The sequence below is a fragment of the Streptomyces sp. HUAS TT11 genome (genome assembly GCF_051553595.1).
GTDB lineage: Bacteria > Actinomycetota > Actinomycetes > Streptomycetales > Streptomycetaceae > Streptomyces.
Genome location: NZ_CP196184.1, coordinates 1,606,383 through 1,622,805, shown reverse-complemented (window position 1 = coordinate 1,622,805; position 16,423 = coordinate 1,606,383). Strand labels below are relative to the sequence as shown.

12 protein-coding genes are annotated in these 16,423 nt (G+C 71.0%); 9 read left to right on the top strand and 3 right to left on the bottom strand.

Annotated features, from left to right (window positions below; translation table 11 throughout):
* Positions 1 to 93: 93 nt before the first annotated feature.
* Genes ACSHXN_RS07560 through ACSHXN_RS07550 form a run of 3 tightly spaced genes read left to right on the top strand, consistent with a single transcriptional unit; the run spans position 94 to position 4,690 of the window.
* Positions 94 to 1,236 (top strand): acyl-CoA dehydrogenase family protein, encoded by a 1,143-nt coding sequence (locus tag ACSHXN_RS07560; RefSeq protein WP_355139862.1) that lies wholly within the window; start codon positions 94 to 96, stop codon positions 1,234 to 1,236.
* A gap of 21 nt (positions 1,237 to 1,257) precedes the next feature.
* Positions 1,258 to 2,472 carry an acetyl-CoA C-acetyltransferase gene (locus tag ACSHXN_RS07555; protein WP_355139864.1) on the top strand — a complete coding sequence of 405 codons (1,215 nt, stop codon included), beginning with the start codon at positions 1,258 to 1,260 and terminating at the stop codon, positions 2,470 to 2,472.
* 31 nt (positions 2,473 to 2,503) lie between these two features.
* Positions 2,504 to 4,690, top strand: a complete 2,187-nt coding sequence (locus tag ACSHXN_RS07550; protein ID WP_438302830.1) for a 3-hydroxyacyl-CoA dehydrogenase NAD-binding domain-containing protein — start codon at positions 2,504 to 2,506, stop codon at positions 4,688 to 4,690.
* 30 nt (positions 4,691 to 4,720) lie between these two features.
* Here ACSHXN_RS07550 and ACSHXN_RS07545 read toward each other — a convergent pair whose 3' ends face one another.
* On the bottom strand, positions 4,721 to 5,434 hold the full coding sequence (locus ACSHXN_RS07545) for a MerR family transcriptional regulator (protein WP_438302829.1): 714 nt from the start codon (positions 5,432 to 5,434) through the stop codon (positions 4,721 to 4,723).
* 255 nt (positions 5,435 to 5,689) lie between these two features.
* On the opposite strand from ACSHXN_RS07545, the gene ACSHXN_RS07540 reads away from it, so the two are divergent.
* Genes ACSHXN_RS07540 through ACSHXN_RS07530 form a run of 3 tightly spaced genes read left to right on the top strand, consistent with a single transcriptional unit; the run spans position 5,690 to position 8,593 of the window.
* A complete protein-coding gene (locus tag ACSHXN_RS07540) occupies positions 5,690 to 7,156 on the top strand; it encodes an amino acid permease (protein WP_383358738.1) in 1,467 nt (488 codons plus the stop codon).
* Between the two features lie 43 nt (positions 7,157 to 7,199).
* Positions 7,200 to 7,679: an Appr-1-p processing protein gene (locus tag ACSHXN_RS07535; protein WP_438302828.1), complete on the top strand. Its 480-nt coding sequence runs from the start codon at positions 7,200 to 7,202 to the stop codon at positions 7,677 to 7,679.
* Complete coding sequence (locus ACSHXN_RS07530) at positions 7,676 to 8,593, top strand: adenosine kinase (RefSeq protein ID WP_356295389.1); 918 nt, start codon at positions 7,676 to 7,678, stop codon at positions 8,591 to 8,593. Before ACSHXN_RS07535 ends, ACSHXN_RS07530 begins: the two co-directional genes overlap by 4 nt.
* Positions 8,594 to 8,632: 39 nt before the next feature.
* Here ACSHXN_RS07530 and ACSHXN_RS07525 read toward each other — a convergent pair whose 3' ends face one another.
* Entirely contained in the window at positions 8,633 to 10,126 is a 1,494-nt protein-coding gene (locus tag ACSHXN_RS07525; protein WP_356114764.1) for a M1 family metallopeptidase, read from the bottom strand.
* 217 nt (positions 10,127 to 10,343) lie between these two features.
* Between ACSHXN_RS07525 and ACSHXN_RS07520 the strand changes: the two genes are divergently transcribed.
* Positions 10,344 to 12,299, top strand: a complete 1,956-nt coding sequence (locus ACSHXN_RS07520) for a Xaa-Pro dipeptidyl-peptidase (RefSeq protein WP_438302827.1) — start codon at positions 10,344 to 10,346, stop codon at positions 12,297 to 12,299.
* Between the two features lie 39 nt (positions 12,300 to 12,338).
* On the opposite strand, the gene ACSHXN_RS07515 is transcribed toward ACSHXN_RS07520, so the two are convergent.
* Positions 12,339 to 13,277, bottom strand: coding sequence for an FAD-dependent oxidoreductase (locus ACSHXN_RS07515; RefSeq protein WP_438306438.1), 939 nt, complete (start codon positions 13,275 to 13,277; stop codon positions 12,339 to 12,341).
* 90 nt (positions 13,278 to 13,367) lie between these two features.
* Between ACSHXN_RS07515 and ACSHXN_RS07510 the strand changes: the two genes are divergently transcribed.
* Together ACSHXN_RS07510 and ACSHXN_RS07505 are read left to right on the top strand one after the other, a co-directional pair.
* Positions 13,368 to 14,387 carry an oxidoreductase gene (locus ACSHXN_RS07510; RefSeq protein ID WP_438302826.1) on the top strand — a complete coding sequence of 340 codons (1,020 nt, stop codon included), beginning with the start codon at positions 13,368 to 13,370 and terminating at the stop codon, positions 14,385 to 14,387.
* A gap of 88 nt (positions 14,388 to 14,475) precedes the next feature.
* On the top strand, positions 14,476 to 16,119 hold the full coding sequence (locus tag ACSHXN_RS07505) for an ABC-F family ATP-binding cassette domain-containing protein (protein ID WP_438302825.1): 1,644 nt from the start codon (positions 14,476 to 14,478) through the stop codon (positions 16,117 to 16,119).
* The last annotated feature ends 304 nt before the right edge of the window (positions 16,120 to 16,423 follow it).

The window sequence follows — 16,423 nt, the reverse complement described above, 5'->3', positions numbered from 1 at the left end:
GGATCGAGATGCTGAACATCGCGCCGCCCGGTCGGAATCCGGCCCGGCCGGCCGAAACCGCCGGGAACCGGCTGTGAGGAGGACGTGCACCCCATGAAGCGGCAGATCTACACCGCGGAGCACGAGGCGTTCCGCGCGACCGTGCGGGCGTTTCTCGCCAAGGAGGTGCTGCCGCACTACGAGCGGTGGGAGAGGGACGGCATCGTCTCCCGCGCCGTCTGGCGGGCGGCCGGGAAGCAGGGGCTGCTCGGACTCGCCGTACCGGAGGAGTACGGAGGCGGCGGCGCCCCGGACTTCCGCTACAGCGCCGTCCTCGTGGAGGAGTTCACGCGCGCCGGAGCCTCGGGGCTCGCGATCGGGCTGCACAACGACATCATCGGCCCGTACCTGACGAGCCTGGCCACCGAGGAGCAGAAGCACCGCTGGCTGCCCGGCTTCTGCGACGGCTCGGTCATCACGGCCATCGCCATGACCGAGCCCGGGGCCGGCTCCGACCTCCAGGGCATCAGGACCCGGGCCGAGGACCAGGGCGACCACTGGCTGCTCAACGGCTCCAAGACCTTCATCTCCAACGGGATCCTCGCCGATCTGGTGATCGTGGTGGCGAAGACGACTCCCGAGGGCGGGGCGCACGGGCTGTCGCTGCTCGTCGTCGAGCGCGGGGCGGAGGGCTTCGAACGCGGCCGCAACCTCGACAAGATCGGCCAGAAGGCACAGGACACGGCCGAGTTGTTCTTCCACGACGTGCGGGTGCCCAAGGACAACCTGCTCGGCGACCTGCACGGGGCCTTCGGGCACCTGATGACGAACCTGGCGCAGGAGCGGCTGAACATCGCCGTCGCCGGTATCGCCGCTGCCGAGCACCTGCTGGAGATCACCACCGAGTACGTGAAGGAACGCGAGGCCTTCGGGCGGCCGCTCGCCCGGCTTCAGCACATCCGCTTCGAGGTGGCGGAGATGGCGACCGAGTGCGCCGTCACCCGCGCCTTCCTCGACCGCTGCATCGCCGACCACGCGGACGGCGGACTCGACGCCGTGCACGCCTCCATGGCCAAGTGGTGGGCGACCGAACTGCAGAAGCGGGTCGCGGACCGCTGTCTCCAGCTGCACGGCGGGTACGGCTACATGACGGAGCACCGTGTCGCCCGGGCCTTCACCGACGGCCGCATCCAGACCATCTACGGCGGGACCACCGAGATCATGAAGGAGATCATCGGACGTTCCCTGCTCGGCTGACCCTCCCCGAAAGGCTTACCAGTGAGCACCGAAGCGTATGTGTACGACGCGATCCGCACCCCGCGCGGTCGCGGCAAGGCCAACGGCGCCCTGCACGGCACCAAGCCCATCGACCTGGTGACCGGACTCATCCACGAGGTCCGGCGGCGGTTCCCCGACCTCGATCCGGCCGCCATCGACGACATCGTGCTCGGTGTCGTGGGCCCGGTCGGCGACCAGGGCTCCGACATCGCCCGTATCGCCGCCATCGCCGCCGGACTGCCCGACTCCGTGGCCGGTGTCCAGGAGAACCGCTTCTGTGCGTCCGGTCTCGAGGCCGTCAACCTCGCCGCCGCCAAGATCCGCTCGGGCTGGGAGGACCTGGTCCTGGCGGGCGGCGTGGAGTCGATGTCGCGGGTGCCCATGGCCTCCGACGGCGGCGCCTGGTTCGCCGACCCGATGACCAACATGGCCACCAACTTCGTGCCGCAGGGCATCGGCGCCGACCTCATCGCCACGATCGAGGGCTTCTCCCGGCGGGACGTCGACGCATACGCGGCCCTGTCCCAGGAGCGTGCCGCGGCCGCCTGGAAGGACGGCCGCTTCGAGAAGTCCGTGGTGCCCGTCACGGACCGCAGCGGCCTTGTCGTCCTCGACCACGACGAGCACATGCGGCCCGGCACGACGGCCGACTCCCTCGCCAAGCTGAAGCCGTCCTTCGCGGACATCGGCGAACTCGGCGGATTCGACGCCGTGGCACTCCAGAAGTACCACTGGGTCGAGCAGATCGACCACGTCCACCACGCGGGCAACTCCTCGGGCATCGTGGACGGTGCGGCCCTGGTCGCCATCGGCTCCAAGGAGGTCGGCGAGCGGTACGGGTTGCGGCCGCGGGCACGGATCGTCTCCGCCGCGGTCTCCGGCTCCGAGCCGACGATCATGCTGACCGGCCCCGCGCCCGCCACCCGCAAGGCGCTCGCCAAGGCAGGGCTGACGATCGACGACATCGACCTCGTCGAGATCAACGAGGCGTTCGCCGCGGTCGTGCTGCGCTTCGTCAAGGACATGGGGATCTCGCTGGACAAGGTCAACGTCAACGGCGGTGCCATCGCCCTCGGCCACCCGCTCGGTGCGACCGGCGCCATGATCCTCGGCACGCTCGTGGACGAACTGGAGCGGCAGGACAAGCGGTACGGCCTCGCCACGCTGTGCGTGGGTGGCGGTATGGGCATCGCCACCGTCGTCGAACGCGTCTGACCTTCCCCAACGGATCCTACGGAGCACCCTGATGAGCACTGAGTCCACCACCATCCGCTGGGAGCAGGACGACAGCGGGATCGTCACCCTCGTCCTGGACGACCCCAACCAGTCCGCGAACACCATGAACCAGGCGTTCAAGGACTCGATCGCGGCGATCGCCGAGCGTGCCGAGGCCGAGAAGGACTCCATCCGCGGCATCATCTACACCTCCGCCAAGAAGACCTTCTTCGCGGGCGGCGACCTGAAGGACATGATGAAGGTCGGGCCGGCGCAGGCCCGGCAGGCGTTCGACACCGGCACCGCGATCAAGAGTTCCCTGCGACGCATCGAAACCCTCGGCAAGCCGGTCGTCGCGGCCATCAACGGCGCGGCCCTGGGCGGCGGTTACGAGATCGCCCTCGCCTCTCACCACCGCATCGCCCTGGACGCCCCCGGCTCCAAGATCGGCCTGCCCGAGGTCACCCTCGGTCTGCTTCCGGCCGGCGGCGGCGTCACCCGCACCGTGCGCCTCATGGGTATCGCCGACGCGCTGCTGAAGGTGCTCCTCCAGGGCACCCAGTACGCGCCGCGGCGCGCCCTGGAGAACGGCCTGGTGCACGAGGTGGCCACCACCGTCGAGGAGATGCTCGAGAAGGCCCGCGCCTTCATCGACGCCCACCCCGAGTCCCGGCAGCCCTGGGACCAGCCGGGCTACAGGATCCCGGGCGGTACGCCGTCCAACCCGAAGTTCGCGGCCAACCTGCCCGCGTTCCCGGCCAACCTGAAGAAGCAGCTGAACGGCGCTCCCTACCCCGCCCCGCGCAACATCCTCGCGGCCGCGGTGGAGGGCTCCCAGGTCGACTTCGAGACCGCGCTGACCATCGAGGCGCGCTACTTCACCGAGCTGGTCACCGGGCAGACCGCGAAGAACATGATCCAGGCGTTCTTCTTCGACCTCCAGGCCGTCAACTCCGGCGCCAACCGGCCGAAGGGCGTCGAGCCCCGGCAGGTCCGCAAGGTCGCCGTACTGGGCGCCGGGATGATGGGCGCGGGCATCGCCTACTCGTGCGCCCGCGCCGGCATCGAGGTCGTCCTGAAGGACGTGTCGCTGGAAGCGGCCGTCAAGGGCAAGGAGTACTCCGAGAAGCTGTGCGCCAAGGCGGTCGGCAAGGGGCGTACGACCCAGCAGAAGGCGAACGCCCTGCTCGCCCGCATCGCGCCCACCGCCGAGGCGGCCGACCTCGCGGGCTGCGACGCCGTCATCGAGGCGGTGTTCGAGGACTCGACGCTCAAGCACAAGGTGTTCCAGGAGATCGAGAACGTCGTCGAGCCGGACGCCCTGCTGTGCTCCAACACCTCGACGCTGCCGATCACCGCGCTGGCCGAGGGCGTGGAGCGGCAGTCCGACTTCATCGGGCTGCACTTCTTCTCGCCCGTCGACAAGATGCCGCTCGTCGAGATCATCAAGGGCGAGCGGACCGGCGAGGAGGCACTGGCCCGTGCCTTCGACCTGGTGCGGCAGATCAACAAGACGCCGATCGTCGTCAACGACTCGCGCGGCTTCTTCACCTCCCGGGTGATCGGGCACTTCATCAACGAGGGAGTCGCCATGGTCGGCGAGGGCATCGAGCCCGCGTCCGTCGAGCAGGCGGCGGCCCAGGCCGGCTACCCGGCCAAGGTGCTCTCCCTGATGGACGAGCTGACGCTGACCCTGCCGCGGAAGATCCGCAACGAGTCGAGGCGGGCCGTCGAGGAGTCGGGCGGCACCTGGACCCCGCACCCCGCCGAGGCCGTCATCGACCGCATGGTCGACGAGTTCGGCCGCACCGGCCGCAGCGGGGGCGTCGGCTTCTACGAGTACGGCGAGGACGGCAGGCGCGGGCGGTTGTGGCCGGGCCTGCGGGAGCACTTCACCGAGCCGGGCCGCACGATCCCGTTCGAGGACATGCAGGAGCGCATGCTGTTCTCCGAGGCCCTGGACACCGTCCGGCTCCTGGAGGAGGGCGTGCTGACGTCCGTCGCCGACGCCAACATCGGCTCGATCTTCGGCATCGGCTTCCCCGGCTGGACCGGCGGCGTCCTGCAGTACATCAACGGCTACGCCGACGGCGCCGGTCTCCCCGCCTTCGTGGCCCGTGCCCGGGAGCTCGCCGAGCGGTACGGCGAGCGGTTCACCCCTCCCGCGCTGCTGGTGGAGAAGGCGGACAGGGGCGAGCGGTTCACCGACGCGGGCTGACACGGGCCGGGGCGCATCGGACCCACAAGATCACAGGTCCCCGTGCGGTCCCGTCTCCGGGAGCCACTTCCGCAGCTCCTCCTTCAGGGAGCGCTGGAAGGTGGTGAGCAGGGCCTGCACCACCAGTGGGTGCATATGGGCGGACAGTGACTTCACGGCCGTGGAGTCACTGTCCGCGACCGCGTCGCGGAACAGGCAGGACAGCTCGTGCGCCGCCGCCCGCGAATGTTCGATGAGCACGCCGCGGGCCGCGAGGATGGTCTCGAGACCGAAAGGCACGTCGAGGAGCTGGACGCCGAGCCGGAGGAGCCCCGGGTCCACGCGGTAGGCGCCGTCCTGCGATACGGCCACGTTCATCGCCGTGAGCCGCTCCAGTTCCTCCGCGCCGAGCGGCCGTCCCGCCCGCCGTTCGAGCTCCTCGCGGGTCATCGTCTCCGTCGCGTCCGGCGCCCAGGACGCCACGACGGCGCGGTGGATGGCCAGGTCCCTGGGGGACAGGTCGCCCGGGAGCTGCTGCAGGTAGCGTTCGATGGCCGCCAGCGTCATGCCCTGGCGCTGCAGCTCCTCGATGAGCGCAAGCCGGGCCAGGTGCCCGGAACCGTAGCGCCCCACCCGCCGCGGGCCGATCACGGGCGGCGGGAGCAGGCCCTTGGCACTGTAGAAGCGAACGGTGCGGACCGTGACCCCGGCCCGTGCGGCCAGCTCGTCGACGGTGAGTGCCGGCTCCTCGGTCTCGGTCGTCATGTGCAGCAGTATCGCTGTCCCACCACTGCTGTGACAGCCGAGCGGGTGCTGCACGGCAGCGTGACCGCCAGGTGACGCAAAAGTGGACATCGTGTGAGAAGTGCCGCTGTGTGACGTGCGCCCTCGCATGCCCGGTGATCTTCGGGGGAAGGTGGCGCCTCGGTCTGTGCCACGTCAGCGGTGGTCCGGGCCGAGCCCCATCCGGACACCCGCGCAGCACCTGGGCGACGGGCGCACCAGGGAGTAGATCCACTCGTGAGCAAGGACGCCGTGAACACGGCCGCGGTCGCCTCCCAGCGGGATGCGGCCCGGACGCCCGCGGACGCCGGCGACGCCGGTTACAGCAAGGACCTCAAGGCCCGCCACGTCAACATGATCGCGATCGGCGGCGCCATCGGGACCGGCCTCTTCCTCGGGGCCGGCGGACGACTGCACAGCGCGGGTCCCGCCCTCGCCCTGGCCTATCTGGTCTGCGGTGTCTTCGCCTTCTTCGTGGTCCGCGCCCTCGGTGAGCTGGTCCTGTACCGGCCGTCGTCCGGATCCTTCGTGTCGTACGCCCGCGAGTTCCTCGGTGAGAAGGGCGCGTACGTCGCCGGCTGGATGTACTTCCTCAACTGGTCGACGACCGGCATCGCGGACATCACCGCGATCGCGCTCTACACGCACTACTGGAGCTTTTTCACCTCCGTCCCGCAGTGGGTGCTCGCCCTCGTCGCCCTCGCGGTGGTGCTGGCGGTGAACCTGATCTCGGTGAAGATCTTCGGTGAGATGGAGTTCTGGTTCGCGATCATCAAGGTCGCCACCCTGGTGAGCTTCATGTTCGTCGGCATCTTCCTGCTGGCCACGCAGCACGACGTGGACGGCACGAAGCCGGGTCTGAGCGTGATCACCGACCACGGGGGGATCCTTCCGCACGGAGTCATGCCCGTCGTCATCGTGATGCAGGGCGTGATCTTCGCCTACGCGGCCCTGGAACTGGTCGGGGTCGCCGCGGGCGAGACCGACCGTCCGGAGACGGTCGTGCCGCGCGCCGTGAACTCGATCATGTGGCGCGTGGGCCTCTTCTACGTCGGCTCGGTGGTCCTGCTCGCGCTGCTGCTGCCCGGCTCGGTGTACTCGGCGGACCAGAGCCCGTTCGTCACCGTGCTGTCGAAGATCGGCGTCCAGGGCGCGGGCGACGTGATGAACCTGGTCGTGCTGACCGCCGCGATGTCGTCGCTGAACTCGGGCCTGTACTCCACCGGCCGCATCCTGCGCTCCATGGCCGTGGCGGGCTCGGCGCCGAGGTTCACGGCCCGGATGAACCGCAGCCAGGTCCCCTACGGCGGCATCCTGCTCACCTGCGGGGTGTGCGTCCTCGGCGTCGGCCTGAACTATTTCGTGCCGAGTCAGGCCTTCGAGATCGTGCTGAACGTGGCCGCGCTCGGTGTCATCAGCACCTGGGTGATCATCATGGTCTGCCACCTGGTCTTCGTGCGCCGCGCCCGGGAGGGCCGGCTCGCCCGGCCGTCCTTCCGGCTGCCCGGCAGCCCGGTCACCGAGGTCGTCACCATCGCCTTCCTGCTGGCCGTGCTCGGCCTGATGTGGAACGACCCCGAGGTCGGCCGGAAGACGCTGATGCTCGTCCCCGTGATCGCCGTCATGCTCGTCGGCGGCTGGTTCGCACTGCGCAGGCGCATCGCGAAGGCGGCGGACCGGGAACTGACCGGATTCACCAAGTAGCAGCTCACCGGCCACTGTCAGTGGCGGTGCCTACGGTGGCGTCATGTCGGAGATCCTGTATGTCCGGGGTGACGCCACCGTGCCGTCGGGCGAGGGCGCGAAGGTGGTCGCCCACGTGTACAACGACATCGGGGGCTGGGGGCGCGGCTTCGTGAAGGCGGTCTCGGAGCGCTGGCCGGAGCCGGAAGCGGCGTACCGCGCCTGGTACCGGGCCCGGGAGGAGAACGACTTCGCTCTGGGTGCCGTCCAGGTCGTCCGGGTCGAGACCGACGTGTGGGTGGCCAATCTGATCGGGCAGCGGGGCGGCAGCCGAGCCGTACCCGTGCGGTACGAGGCGATCGACACGGCACTCGCGGCGTTGGCCCCGCGGGCGCTGGACCTCGGGGCCGGCGTCCACATGCCGCGCATAGGGTGTGGGCTCGCGGGGGGCACATGGTCCCGCGTGGAGCCGTTGATCAGCGAGCGGCTCCTGAAGCGCGGCGTACACGTGACCGTGTACGACCCGGGGGAGGGGCCGCAGTGAGCCGGGACACCGATGTGCTCGTCGTGGGCGGGGCCGGGGTGGACACCATCGTGTACGTGCCGGAACTGCCGCTCCCGTATGCGGACAGTTACATGATCCGGTCGGGGATCGAGACCCGGGCCGGGCAGACCGGGGATTTCGTGGCGCTGGGGCTGAGCGCCCTCGGGCTTCGCACCCATCACCTCGACATGCTCGGCGAGGACCCCGAGGGCGAACTGGTCCGTGCTCTGCACCGCGACCGGGGCGTCGCGCTCACCGCGATACCCCAGCCCGCCGGCACGAAGCGCGCCGTCAACCTCGTCGGCCCGGACGGGCGGCGGCTGTCCCTGTACGACGCGAGCCGCTCGCACACCGAGGACCGGTTCCCCGAGCCGGTGCTCCGCGCTCTGGCGGACGGCAGCCGGCACGTCCATGTCGCGATCACCCATCCGGCCGCCCACGCCTTGCCCGTGCTGCGGGAGGCCGGGGTGACCCTGTCCACCGATCTGCACGACTGGGACGGCGAGGATGCGTATCACGAGCCCTTCGCCCGCGCCGCGGACGTCGTCTTCGTGTCCACGGCGCGGCTCGCCGATCCGGAGCGGACCATGCGGCGCCTCGTGGAGCGCGGCCGGGCGCGGATCGTCGTCGCCACGGCCGGAGCCGAGGGGGCGTACCTCCTGGCCGACGACGAGGTGACCCATGTGCCTGCCGTGGCCCCGACCGCCCCGGTGGTGGACTCCAACGGAGCGGGCGACGCCTTCGCGGCCGGTTTCCTGTTCGGTCTTCTGCGCGGGGAGTCGCCCCGGCGGTGCGCGCTCTACGGTGCGGTGGCCGGGGCCCACGCATGCACGGTGCCGGCCACGCGGACGGCGGCGGCAGGCCGGGACGAGCTGCTGGCCCGCGCGGCGGAGGCGGAGTCGGCCCTGCGGTGAGGCGGCGCGGGCAACCGGCCCGCGCCGCCCGCCCCGGCATCAGCCTCCGTGCACGTCGTTCGTCGCCTCGATGCTCTTCCACGACTTCGGCCGTACGGGAGCGGTGGCGCGCTGCGCGAGGACCGCGGCCCGTGCCGCGGGCGCGGCGGGCTTCGCCGGCCGGAACAGCCAGGTGTCGAAGAGGTCCGCCAACGGCTTCCCCGACACCTTCTCCGCGTACGCCTGGAAGTCCGCGACCGACGCGTTGCCGTACGCATGCTTCTTCGGCCAGCCGTTCAGGACGGCGAAGAACGCGTCGTCCCCGATCGCGTTCCGCAGTGCCTGTACGGCGAGCGCGCCCCGGTCGTAGACCGCGATGTCGAACTGGTTGTCCGGCCCCGGGTCACCGGGCGCGACGGTCCAGAAGGCGTCGTCGGCCGGATGCGAGGCGTACACGTAGTCCGCCAGCTCCTGCGCGGTGCCCTCGCCCTCGTGCTCGGACCACAGCCACTGTGCGTAGCGTGCGAATCCCTCGTTGATCCAGATGTCCTTCCAGCCCTTGAGCGATACGTCGTCGCCGAACCACTGGTGCGCCAGTTCGTGCACGACCACGGACGTGTTCGAGCCGCCTGCGAACTGCCGGGGGCTGTAGTACACACGGGTCTGTGTCTCCAGCGCGTACCCGGTGGTCGTGTCGGGGACGTACCCGCCGACCGAGCTGAAGGGATACGGCCCGAAGCAGCCGGTCAGCCAGTCGACGATCTCGCCGGTCCGCTCCACGCTCGCCCGCGCGGCGCCGTCATCGGCACCGAGGTCCTTGCTGTAGGCGTTGACGACCGGGACGCCGTCCGCCGTCTTCCCCGTGGTGATGTCGAACCTGCCGATCGCGAGCGTGGTGAGATAGGTGGCCTGCGGCTTGTCGGAGCGCCAGTTGTACCGGGTCGAGCCGGGCCCGGAAACAGTCGACTGCAGCGTGCCGTTGGAGATCGCCTGTGTGCCCTGCGGCACCGCCACCGACACGTCGTAGGTCGCCTTGTCGAGCGGATGATCGTTGCTGGGGAACCACCACCACGCGGACTCGGGCTCGTCGGCCGCGACCGCGCCGTCCGGGGTCCGATGCCAGGTGGAGAAGCCGTACGCGCTCTTCGTGGACGGCACCCCGCTGTAGCGGACCACGACGGTGATCGCGGTGCCCTTCGGCAGCGGACCGGCCGGGGTGATCTCCAGCTCGTGCTGTCCCGACGTGGTGAACGCCGCCTTCGCGCCGTTCACCCGGACCTCGCTCACATCGAGCAGGAAGTCCAGGTCGAACCGGGACAGGTTCTGCGTGGTGGTGGCGAGGAGGGTCGTCGTGCCCGCCAGTTCGTCCGTCTGCGGCCGGTAGGTGAGCCGGATGTCGTAGTGGGAGACGTCGTAGCCGCCGTTGCCGTAGTACGGGTAGTAGGGGTCGCCGATACCCGGTGCGCCGGGCCGGTAGTCGGCGGCCGATGCCGGGATCGCCAGCAACAAGGAAGCCGCCGCGAGCGCGCCCGGGGCGATGAGTCTGCGGTGCACGAGAGCTCCAAGTCATAGGGGCACGAGATCGGTTCGGACCCTATTCAGTCCCCGCCCACCTGAGCATGTCCATGGCGCCCCCTGTCACACGATCGCCATTCGGCCGTCATGGGTCACGGCGTTGCTCGGGATTCTCCCGGCCGTTCCGCCGCATCCGTCCGGCGGGTCGTCAGTTGCCCTCTTCTGCACGGGAGTTGCCCCCTGTACCGTCCCGCGCATGCCGAAACGTACGCGCTTCACGATCTGGAGACCACTCGCGACGGCGGCCACGGCCGCCCTGCTGGCCGCCTTCCTCACACCGTCGGCCGCCCAAGGCGCGCCACGGGAGAGCCGGCCCGTGTACTCGTACGAGAACGCCATCCGTGAGTCCGTCTGGGTGGACACCGGCCTGGACGGCGACGGCGACGGGAGGACCGACCGGGTCGCCGTCGACATCGTCCGGCCGCGGGAACCCGCCGCCCAGGGTCGCCGAATCCCCGTGATCATGGACGCCAGCCCGTACTACTCCTGCTGCGGGCGCGGCAACGAGAGCCAGACGAAGACCTACGACGCCGCAGGCCATGTCGTCCAGATGCCGCTCTTCTACGACAACTACTTCGTGCCGCGCGGCTACGCCTTCGTCGGAGTGGACCTGGCCGGAACCAATCGTTCCGACGGCTGTGTCGACGTCGGCGGCCGTTCCGACGTCCAGTCCGCCAAGGCCGTGGTCGACTGGCTGAACGGCCGCGCCAAGGGGTACACCACCCGCACCGGTGCGAGCACGGCGAAGGCGACCTGGACCGACGGCAGCACGGGGATGATCGGCAAGAGCTGGGACGGCACCATCGCCAACGGCGTCGCGGCCACCGGCGTCAAGGGCCTGAAGACCATCGTGCCGATCAGCGCCATCTCCTCCTGGTACGACTACTACTTCGCCAAGGGCGCGCCGCTGTACGACTCGGGCCCCGACTGGCTCGCCGACTACGTCGACAGCCCCGACGCCCGCGCCCGGTGCGCCGCCGTGCAGCGGAAACTCGTCGAAGGAGCACCGCGCACCGGTGACTGGACGCCGCAGTGGACCGAGCGCGACTACGTGAAGGACGCCGCCGAGGTCCGGGCCAGTGTCTTCCTCGTGCACGGCATGCAGGACCTCAACGTCCGCACCAAGCACCTCGGCCAGTGGTGGAACGCGCTGGCGAAGAACGGCGTCGAGCGCAAGATCTGGCTCTCCCAGACCGGGCACGTCGACCCCTTCGACTTCCGGCGCACGGAGTGGGTGGACACCCTGCACCGCTGGTTCGACCACGAACTCCTCGGCTACGACAACGGCATCGACCGCGAACCCATGGCCGACATCGAACGCCACCCGGACCAGTGGACCACCTCGAGCGTCTGGCCGCCGCGGGACACCGCGACGACGACCCTGCGCCCGGGCCGGGGCACCACGGCGGGCGTCGGCACCCTCGGGCTGCGGGCCGGCAAGGGCACCGAGACGTTCACCGACGATCCGAAGCTGAGCGAGACCGACTGGGCCGCACACATCGACGAGTCCACCCCGGGCAAGGCCGGCTTCCTCACCGCACCCCTGTCGAGGGACCTGCGGGTCTCCGGCTCCTCCACGGTGACCGTCACCGTGACACCGACCACCCCCACCGCCCATCTCTCCGCCGTGCTGGTCGATCTCGGGCCCGACACCATCCGGGACTACACCGACTCCGGCGAGGGCATCACGACGCTCACCGACCGCACCTGCTGGGGTGCGAGCACGACGGGCGACAGCGCCTGTTTCAGGGCCACCGGGGCCAAGAAGACCGACGTCGGCTCCACGGTGTTCAGCCGCGGCTGGGCCGACCTCGGCAACCACGCCTCGGACCGCAAGGGCGTCCCGCTCACCCCGGGCAGGGCGTACACCATCACACTCGACCTGGCCGCCACCGACCACGTCGTCCCGAAGGGCCACCGGCTCGCGCTGATCGTCGCGGGCACCGACCGGGATCTCATCGACCCGCCGGCCGACACCCCCACCCTGACCGTGGACCTGTCCCGTACGAGCGTCCGTGTGCCGCTGGTCGGTGGGGCGGCGGCCTTCGACCGCGCCGCCTCAGGCTCCCCGGCGGCCCCGCCCGGGTCCGCTACCCGGGACGGGGTACGGACCCCGCACACCGTCCACCGCGTACCGGGGGACGTCCGGTGACCAAGATGCGCACACCGGGGAAGCGCCGCTGACGGCGCGTCAGGCGGCCGGGCCCACCAGCCCGGCCGCCCGGTGCGCGCACCCCCACGCCACCGTGACGCCCGCGCCCCCGTGCCCGTAGTTGTGCACCACCGTCCCGCCGCCGGGCAGCACCTCGCGTTCCAGCCGGACGGTGTCGCGGGCCGGTCGCAGCCCCACCCGGTGCTGGAGGACGCGGGCCCCCGCGATCTCGGGTCGCACCGCCGCGCACCGCGCCACGATCTCCTCGGCCGTGCGCGGATCGGGGGTCAGCGACCAGTCGTCCTCCTCGGCGGTGCCGCCCAGGATCAGCCCGCCCGGCTGCGGAAGGATGTACGTGCTCGCCTTCGCCGAGTGGTCCACCGAGGTGAGCCAGGTCGTGATCCCGGGGTTCTCCACCACGACGAGCTGCCCGCGTACCGGATGGACCAGGGGATCCCCGACCAGCTCACGAGCCCCCAGGCCGGTGCAGTTGACCACGGCCGGCGCCTCGCCGGCCGGCTCCGCCAGATCCGTGACGGTCCGTTCCTCGGTCCTGCCGCCGGCCCGCAGCAACTGCTCGCGCAACCAGGGGAGGTGAGTCGACATGTCGATCAGGGGGAGCCTTCCCCACAGCCCGGTTCCCGGGTACTCGGTGTCCGTGGCGGCCCGCAGCCCGTCGATGCCCGCCGCCCACGCCCCGAGGCCGTCCAGGCGTGTCTCGCCGTGTACGCCCTCGACCAGGCGTACGCCCGTCTCCTCGGGCCGCTCCGCCAGCTCCCGGTACACGGCGAGCGATTCCAGGGCCCACTCGCCGACGAGGGACTCGGGCTGGATCCGGTAGGGCCACCACAGTGCCCCGGCGACGGCCGAGGTGGCCCGCTCGGCGGGTTCCCTCGCCCACACCCGTACCCTCCGGCCGCCGCGCGCCAGGGCGATCGCCGTCGTCAAACCGATGACGCCGCCGCCGACCACGATCACATCACCGCTCTGGTCTGTCGTCACGCGGGGACGCTAGCCGAATGTGCGCCGCCGCGCTCACTTCACCGCGAGTACGGGGATACTCACCCCATGTCTGCCGAGTACGCGACCTTCGGCCTGGCACCGGCGATGCGCGCCGGTGGCGTCCTCGCCGACGGTGACCGTCAAGTGCACCGGGACTTCATGGACTTCGTCGTGGACGGACGTCCGCTGCTGTTCCGGCTCCCCGACCTGGACGCCGTCTCCCCGCTCGCCTCCGACCTGCCGCCCGCCGTCCTCGCCGCCCAGGTGCGCGCCCTGCTGCTGGAGAGCGGCGTGCCTCTCGCGGGGGGCCGCCACATCATCTACGGCTGCCCGGAGTGTGCGGACCTGGCCTGCGGCGCCGTCACCGCGGTGATCGAGAACGACGGAGACGACGTCGTCTGGCGGGACTTCGCCCGGCAGACCGACGAGCGGGTGGACCTGGAGCTGAACGGCTGCCCCGGAACAGGGCCGTTCCGCTTCCACGGCGAGGAGTACCGCCGCGCCCTGCGTGCCCTGCTCGACGGCGGTGCGGCCGCACGGAGCCGGGTGCTGCTGATCGGCCCGCGCGTCGCCGGACCGGCCCGGCTGGCCGCCGCACTGCGGGCCATCGGCATCGGTGCGGACATAGCGCAGGACGCCACCGACGTGCCCGCCGATGAGTTGCGCGGCTACGGCGCGGTCGCCTTCGGGGATACCGTCGGCGAACGGGAACGCGCCGGCGTCCGGGACTCGTTCGAGCGCGCCGGGGTCGAGGTGGCGTATGTCGACGGACTCGCTCCCGTCGTTCCGCTCCTCGTCCCCCAGGTCGAGCAGGCTCTGGACCGCAACCCGCCGCAGCGGCGCCGGCTCGTCCGCCTGACGGCTGCCGACGGCACGGCGGAGCTCGAGGTGGGTGCCACCTGCCGGGTCGCCCTCACCACCTACCGCCAGGACCGACTGCACCGCGTCCACACCCGTGAGGTCTTCGACGGAATGCTGGCGGCGGGCCGCCATCGCATCGCCCTCGGCCCGAGGGCCACGAAGGCGGAGACCTACGTGGTGGCCAGGACGTCCGCGGGAGTGCTGGTGGCGGCGCCGGCGCGCTGAGCGGGCGCTTGGAGCGGAGCCCGGCGGGCCGGCCCGCGGCTCGTGCCGTTGGGCCCGCCGTCCCGCGCTCGTTAGGATCGGCGGTCTGATGACTGCCACTCTCGTCGCCAAGGACCTCACCGCCGGGCACGGTGACCGTTCGCTCTTCTCCGGGCTCGACCTCGTCGTCGCGCCCGGGGACGTGATCGGGCTCGTCGGTGCCAACGGGGTCGGCAAGTCCACCCTGCTGCGGATGCTCGCCGGAGTGCTCACCCCGGAGCGGGGGGAACTGCGTCTGTCCCCGCCGACCGCGACGGTCGGCCACCTTCCGCAGGAGCCGGAGCGCAGGCCGGGCGAGACGGTACGCGCGTTTCTGGCGCGCCGCACCGGCGTGGCCGAGGCACAGCGCCTGATGGACGAGGCAACACAAGGGCTCGTCGACGGGAGCCCCGGAGCCGACGACGCGTACGCGGAGAGCCTGGAGCGCTGGCTCGGCCTCGGCGGTGCGGACCTCGACGAACGCGCCGACGAGGTCGCCGACTCCCTCGGCGTGGGCGTCGGTCTCGACCAGCAGCTGGCCGCCCTGTCCGGCGGCCAGGCGGCCCGTGCCGGCCTCGCCTCGCTGCTGCTGTCCCGCTACGACGTGTTCCTGCTCGACGAGCCCACGAACGACCTCGATCTCGACGGTCTGGAACGCCTGGAGCACTTCGTCGCGGGGCTGCGGGCCGGCACGGTGGTCGTCAGCCACGACCGCGAGTTCCTCACCCGCACGGTCACCAAGGTCCTCGAGCTGGACCTCGCGCAGCGGCAGATCAATCTGTACGGCGGCGGCTACGAGGCCTACCTGGAGGAGCGGGAGACGGCGCGCAGACATGCCCGCGAGGACTACGAGGAGTACGCCGACAAGAAGTCCGCCCTCCAGGACCGGGCCCAGATGCAGCGGTCCTGGATGGACAAGGGGGTCAGGAACGCGCGGCGCAAGTCGGGCAACGACAACGACAAGATCGGACGCAAGTTCCGCAGCGAGGCCAGCGAGAAGCAGGCCGCGAAAGCGCGGCAGACGCAGCGCATGATCGAGCGCCTCGAGGTCGTCGACGAACCCCGGAAGGAGTGGGAGCTGCGCATGGAGATCGCGGCGGCTCCGCGTTCGGGTTCCGTCGTGGCCACACTGCGGGACGCGGAGGTACGGCGCGGCGACTTCACGTTCGGCCCGGTGTCGCTGCAGCTCGACTGGGCGGACCGGGTGGCGGTGACCGGTGCCAACGGCGCGGGCAAGTCGACGCTGCTCGGCGCGCTGCTGGGCCGCGTCCCGCTGGACTCGGGCCATGCCGCCCTCGGTTCGGGGGTCCTGGTCGGCGAGGTCGACCAGGCGCGCGGGCTCTTCCACGGCCCCGAGGTCCTGCTGGACGCGTTCGGCGCCGCCGTCCCCGACACGGAACCGGGCGAGGTGCGTACGCTGCTCGCCAAGTTCGGTCTGAAGGCGGAACACGTCCTGCGCCCGGCGGCGACCCTTTCCCCGGGTGAGCGCACCCGGGCCGCACTGGCCCTCCTCCAGGGCCGGGGCGTCAACCTCCTCGTCCTCGACGAGCCGACGAACCACCTCGATCTCCCGGCCATCGAGCAGCTGGAATCGGCCCTGGACTCCTATGAGGGCACATTGCTCCTGGTCACCCACGACCGCCGGATGCTGGACGCCGTCCAGGTGAACCGCCGCCTGGAGGTGGCGGACGGCAAGGTGACGGAACACCGGTGACGGCGCGGCCGTGATCGGCTTGTCGTGCCGGCGGCGTGCGCCCTGGGGTCGACTCCACTTCGACGAGACGTTCCCCCGGAGTACGCCGCAGAGCGGGAGCGTCCCACCTCGGTGAGGTACCGGAGGGGCGGCAGCAGTCTTTGCCGACCCTTCCTTACGGAGGTCTCCTGATGCACATCGGTATCGGCCTGCCCATCGGCGACCCGACCGCTGGCGAACGCGCCGACGGCAGGCACGTTTTCAACCGTGCGAAGGCACAACAGGGCCCCGCCCCCCGCCCCCCCGCAGTTCGCGGGAGGTCGGG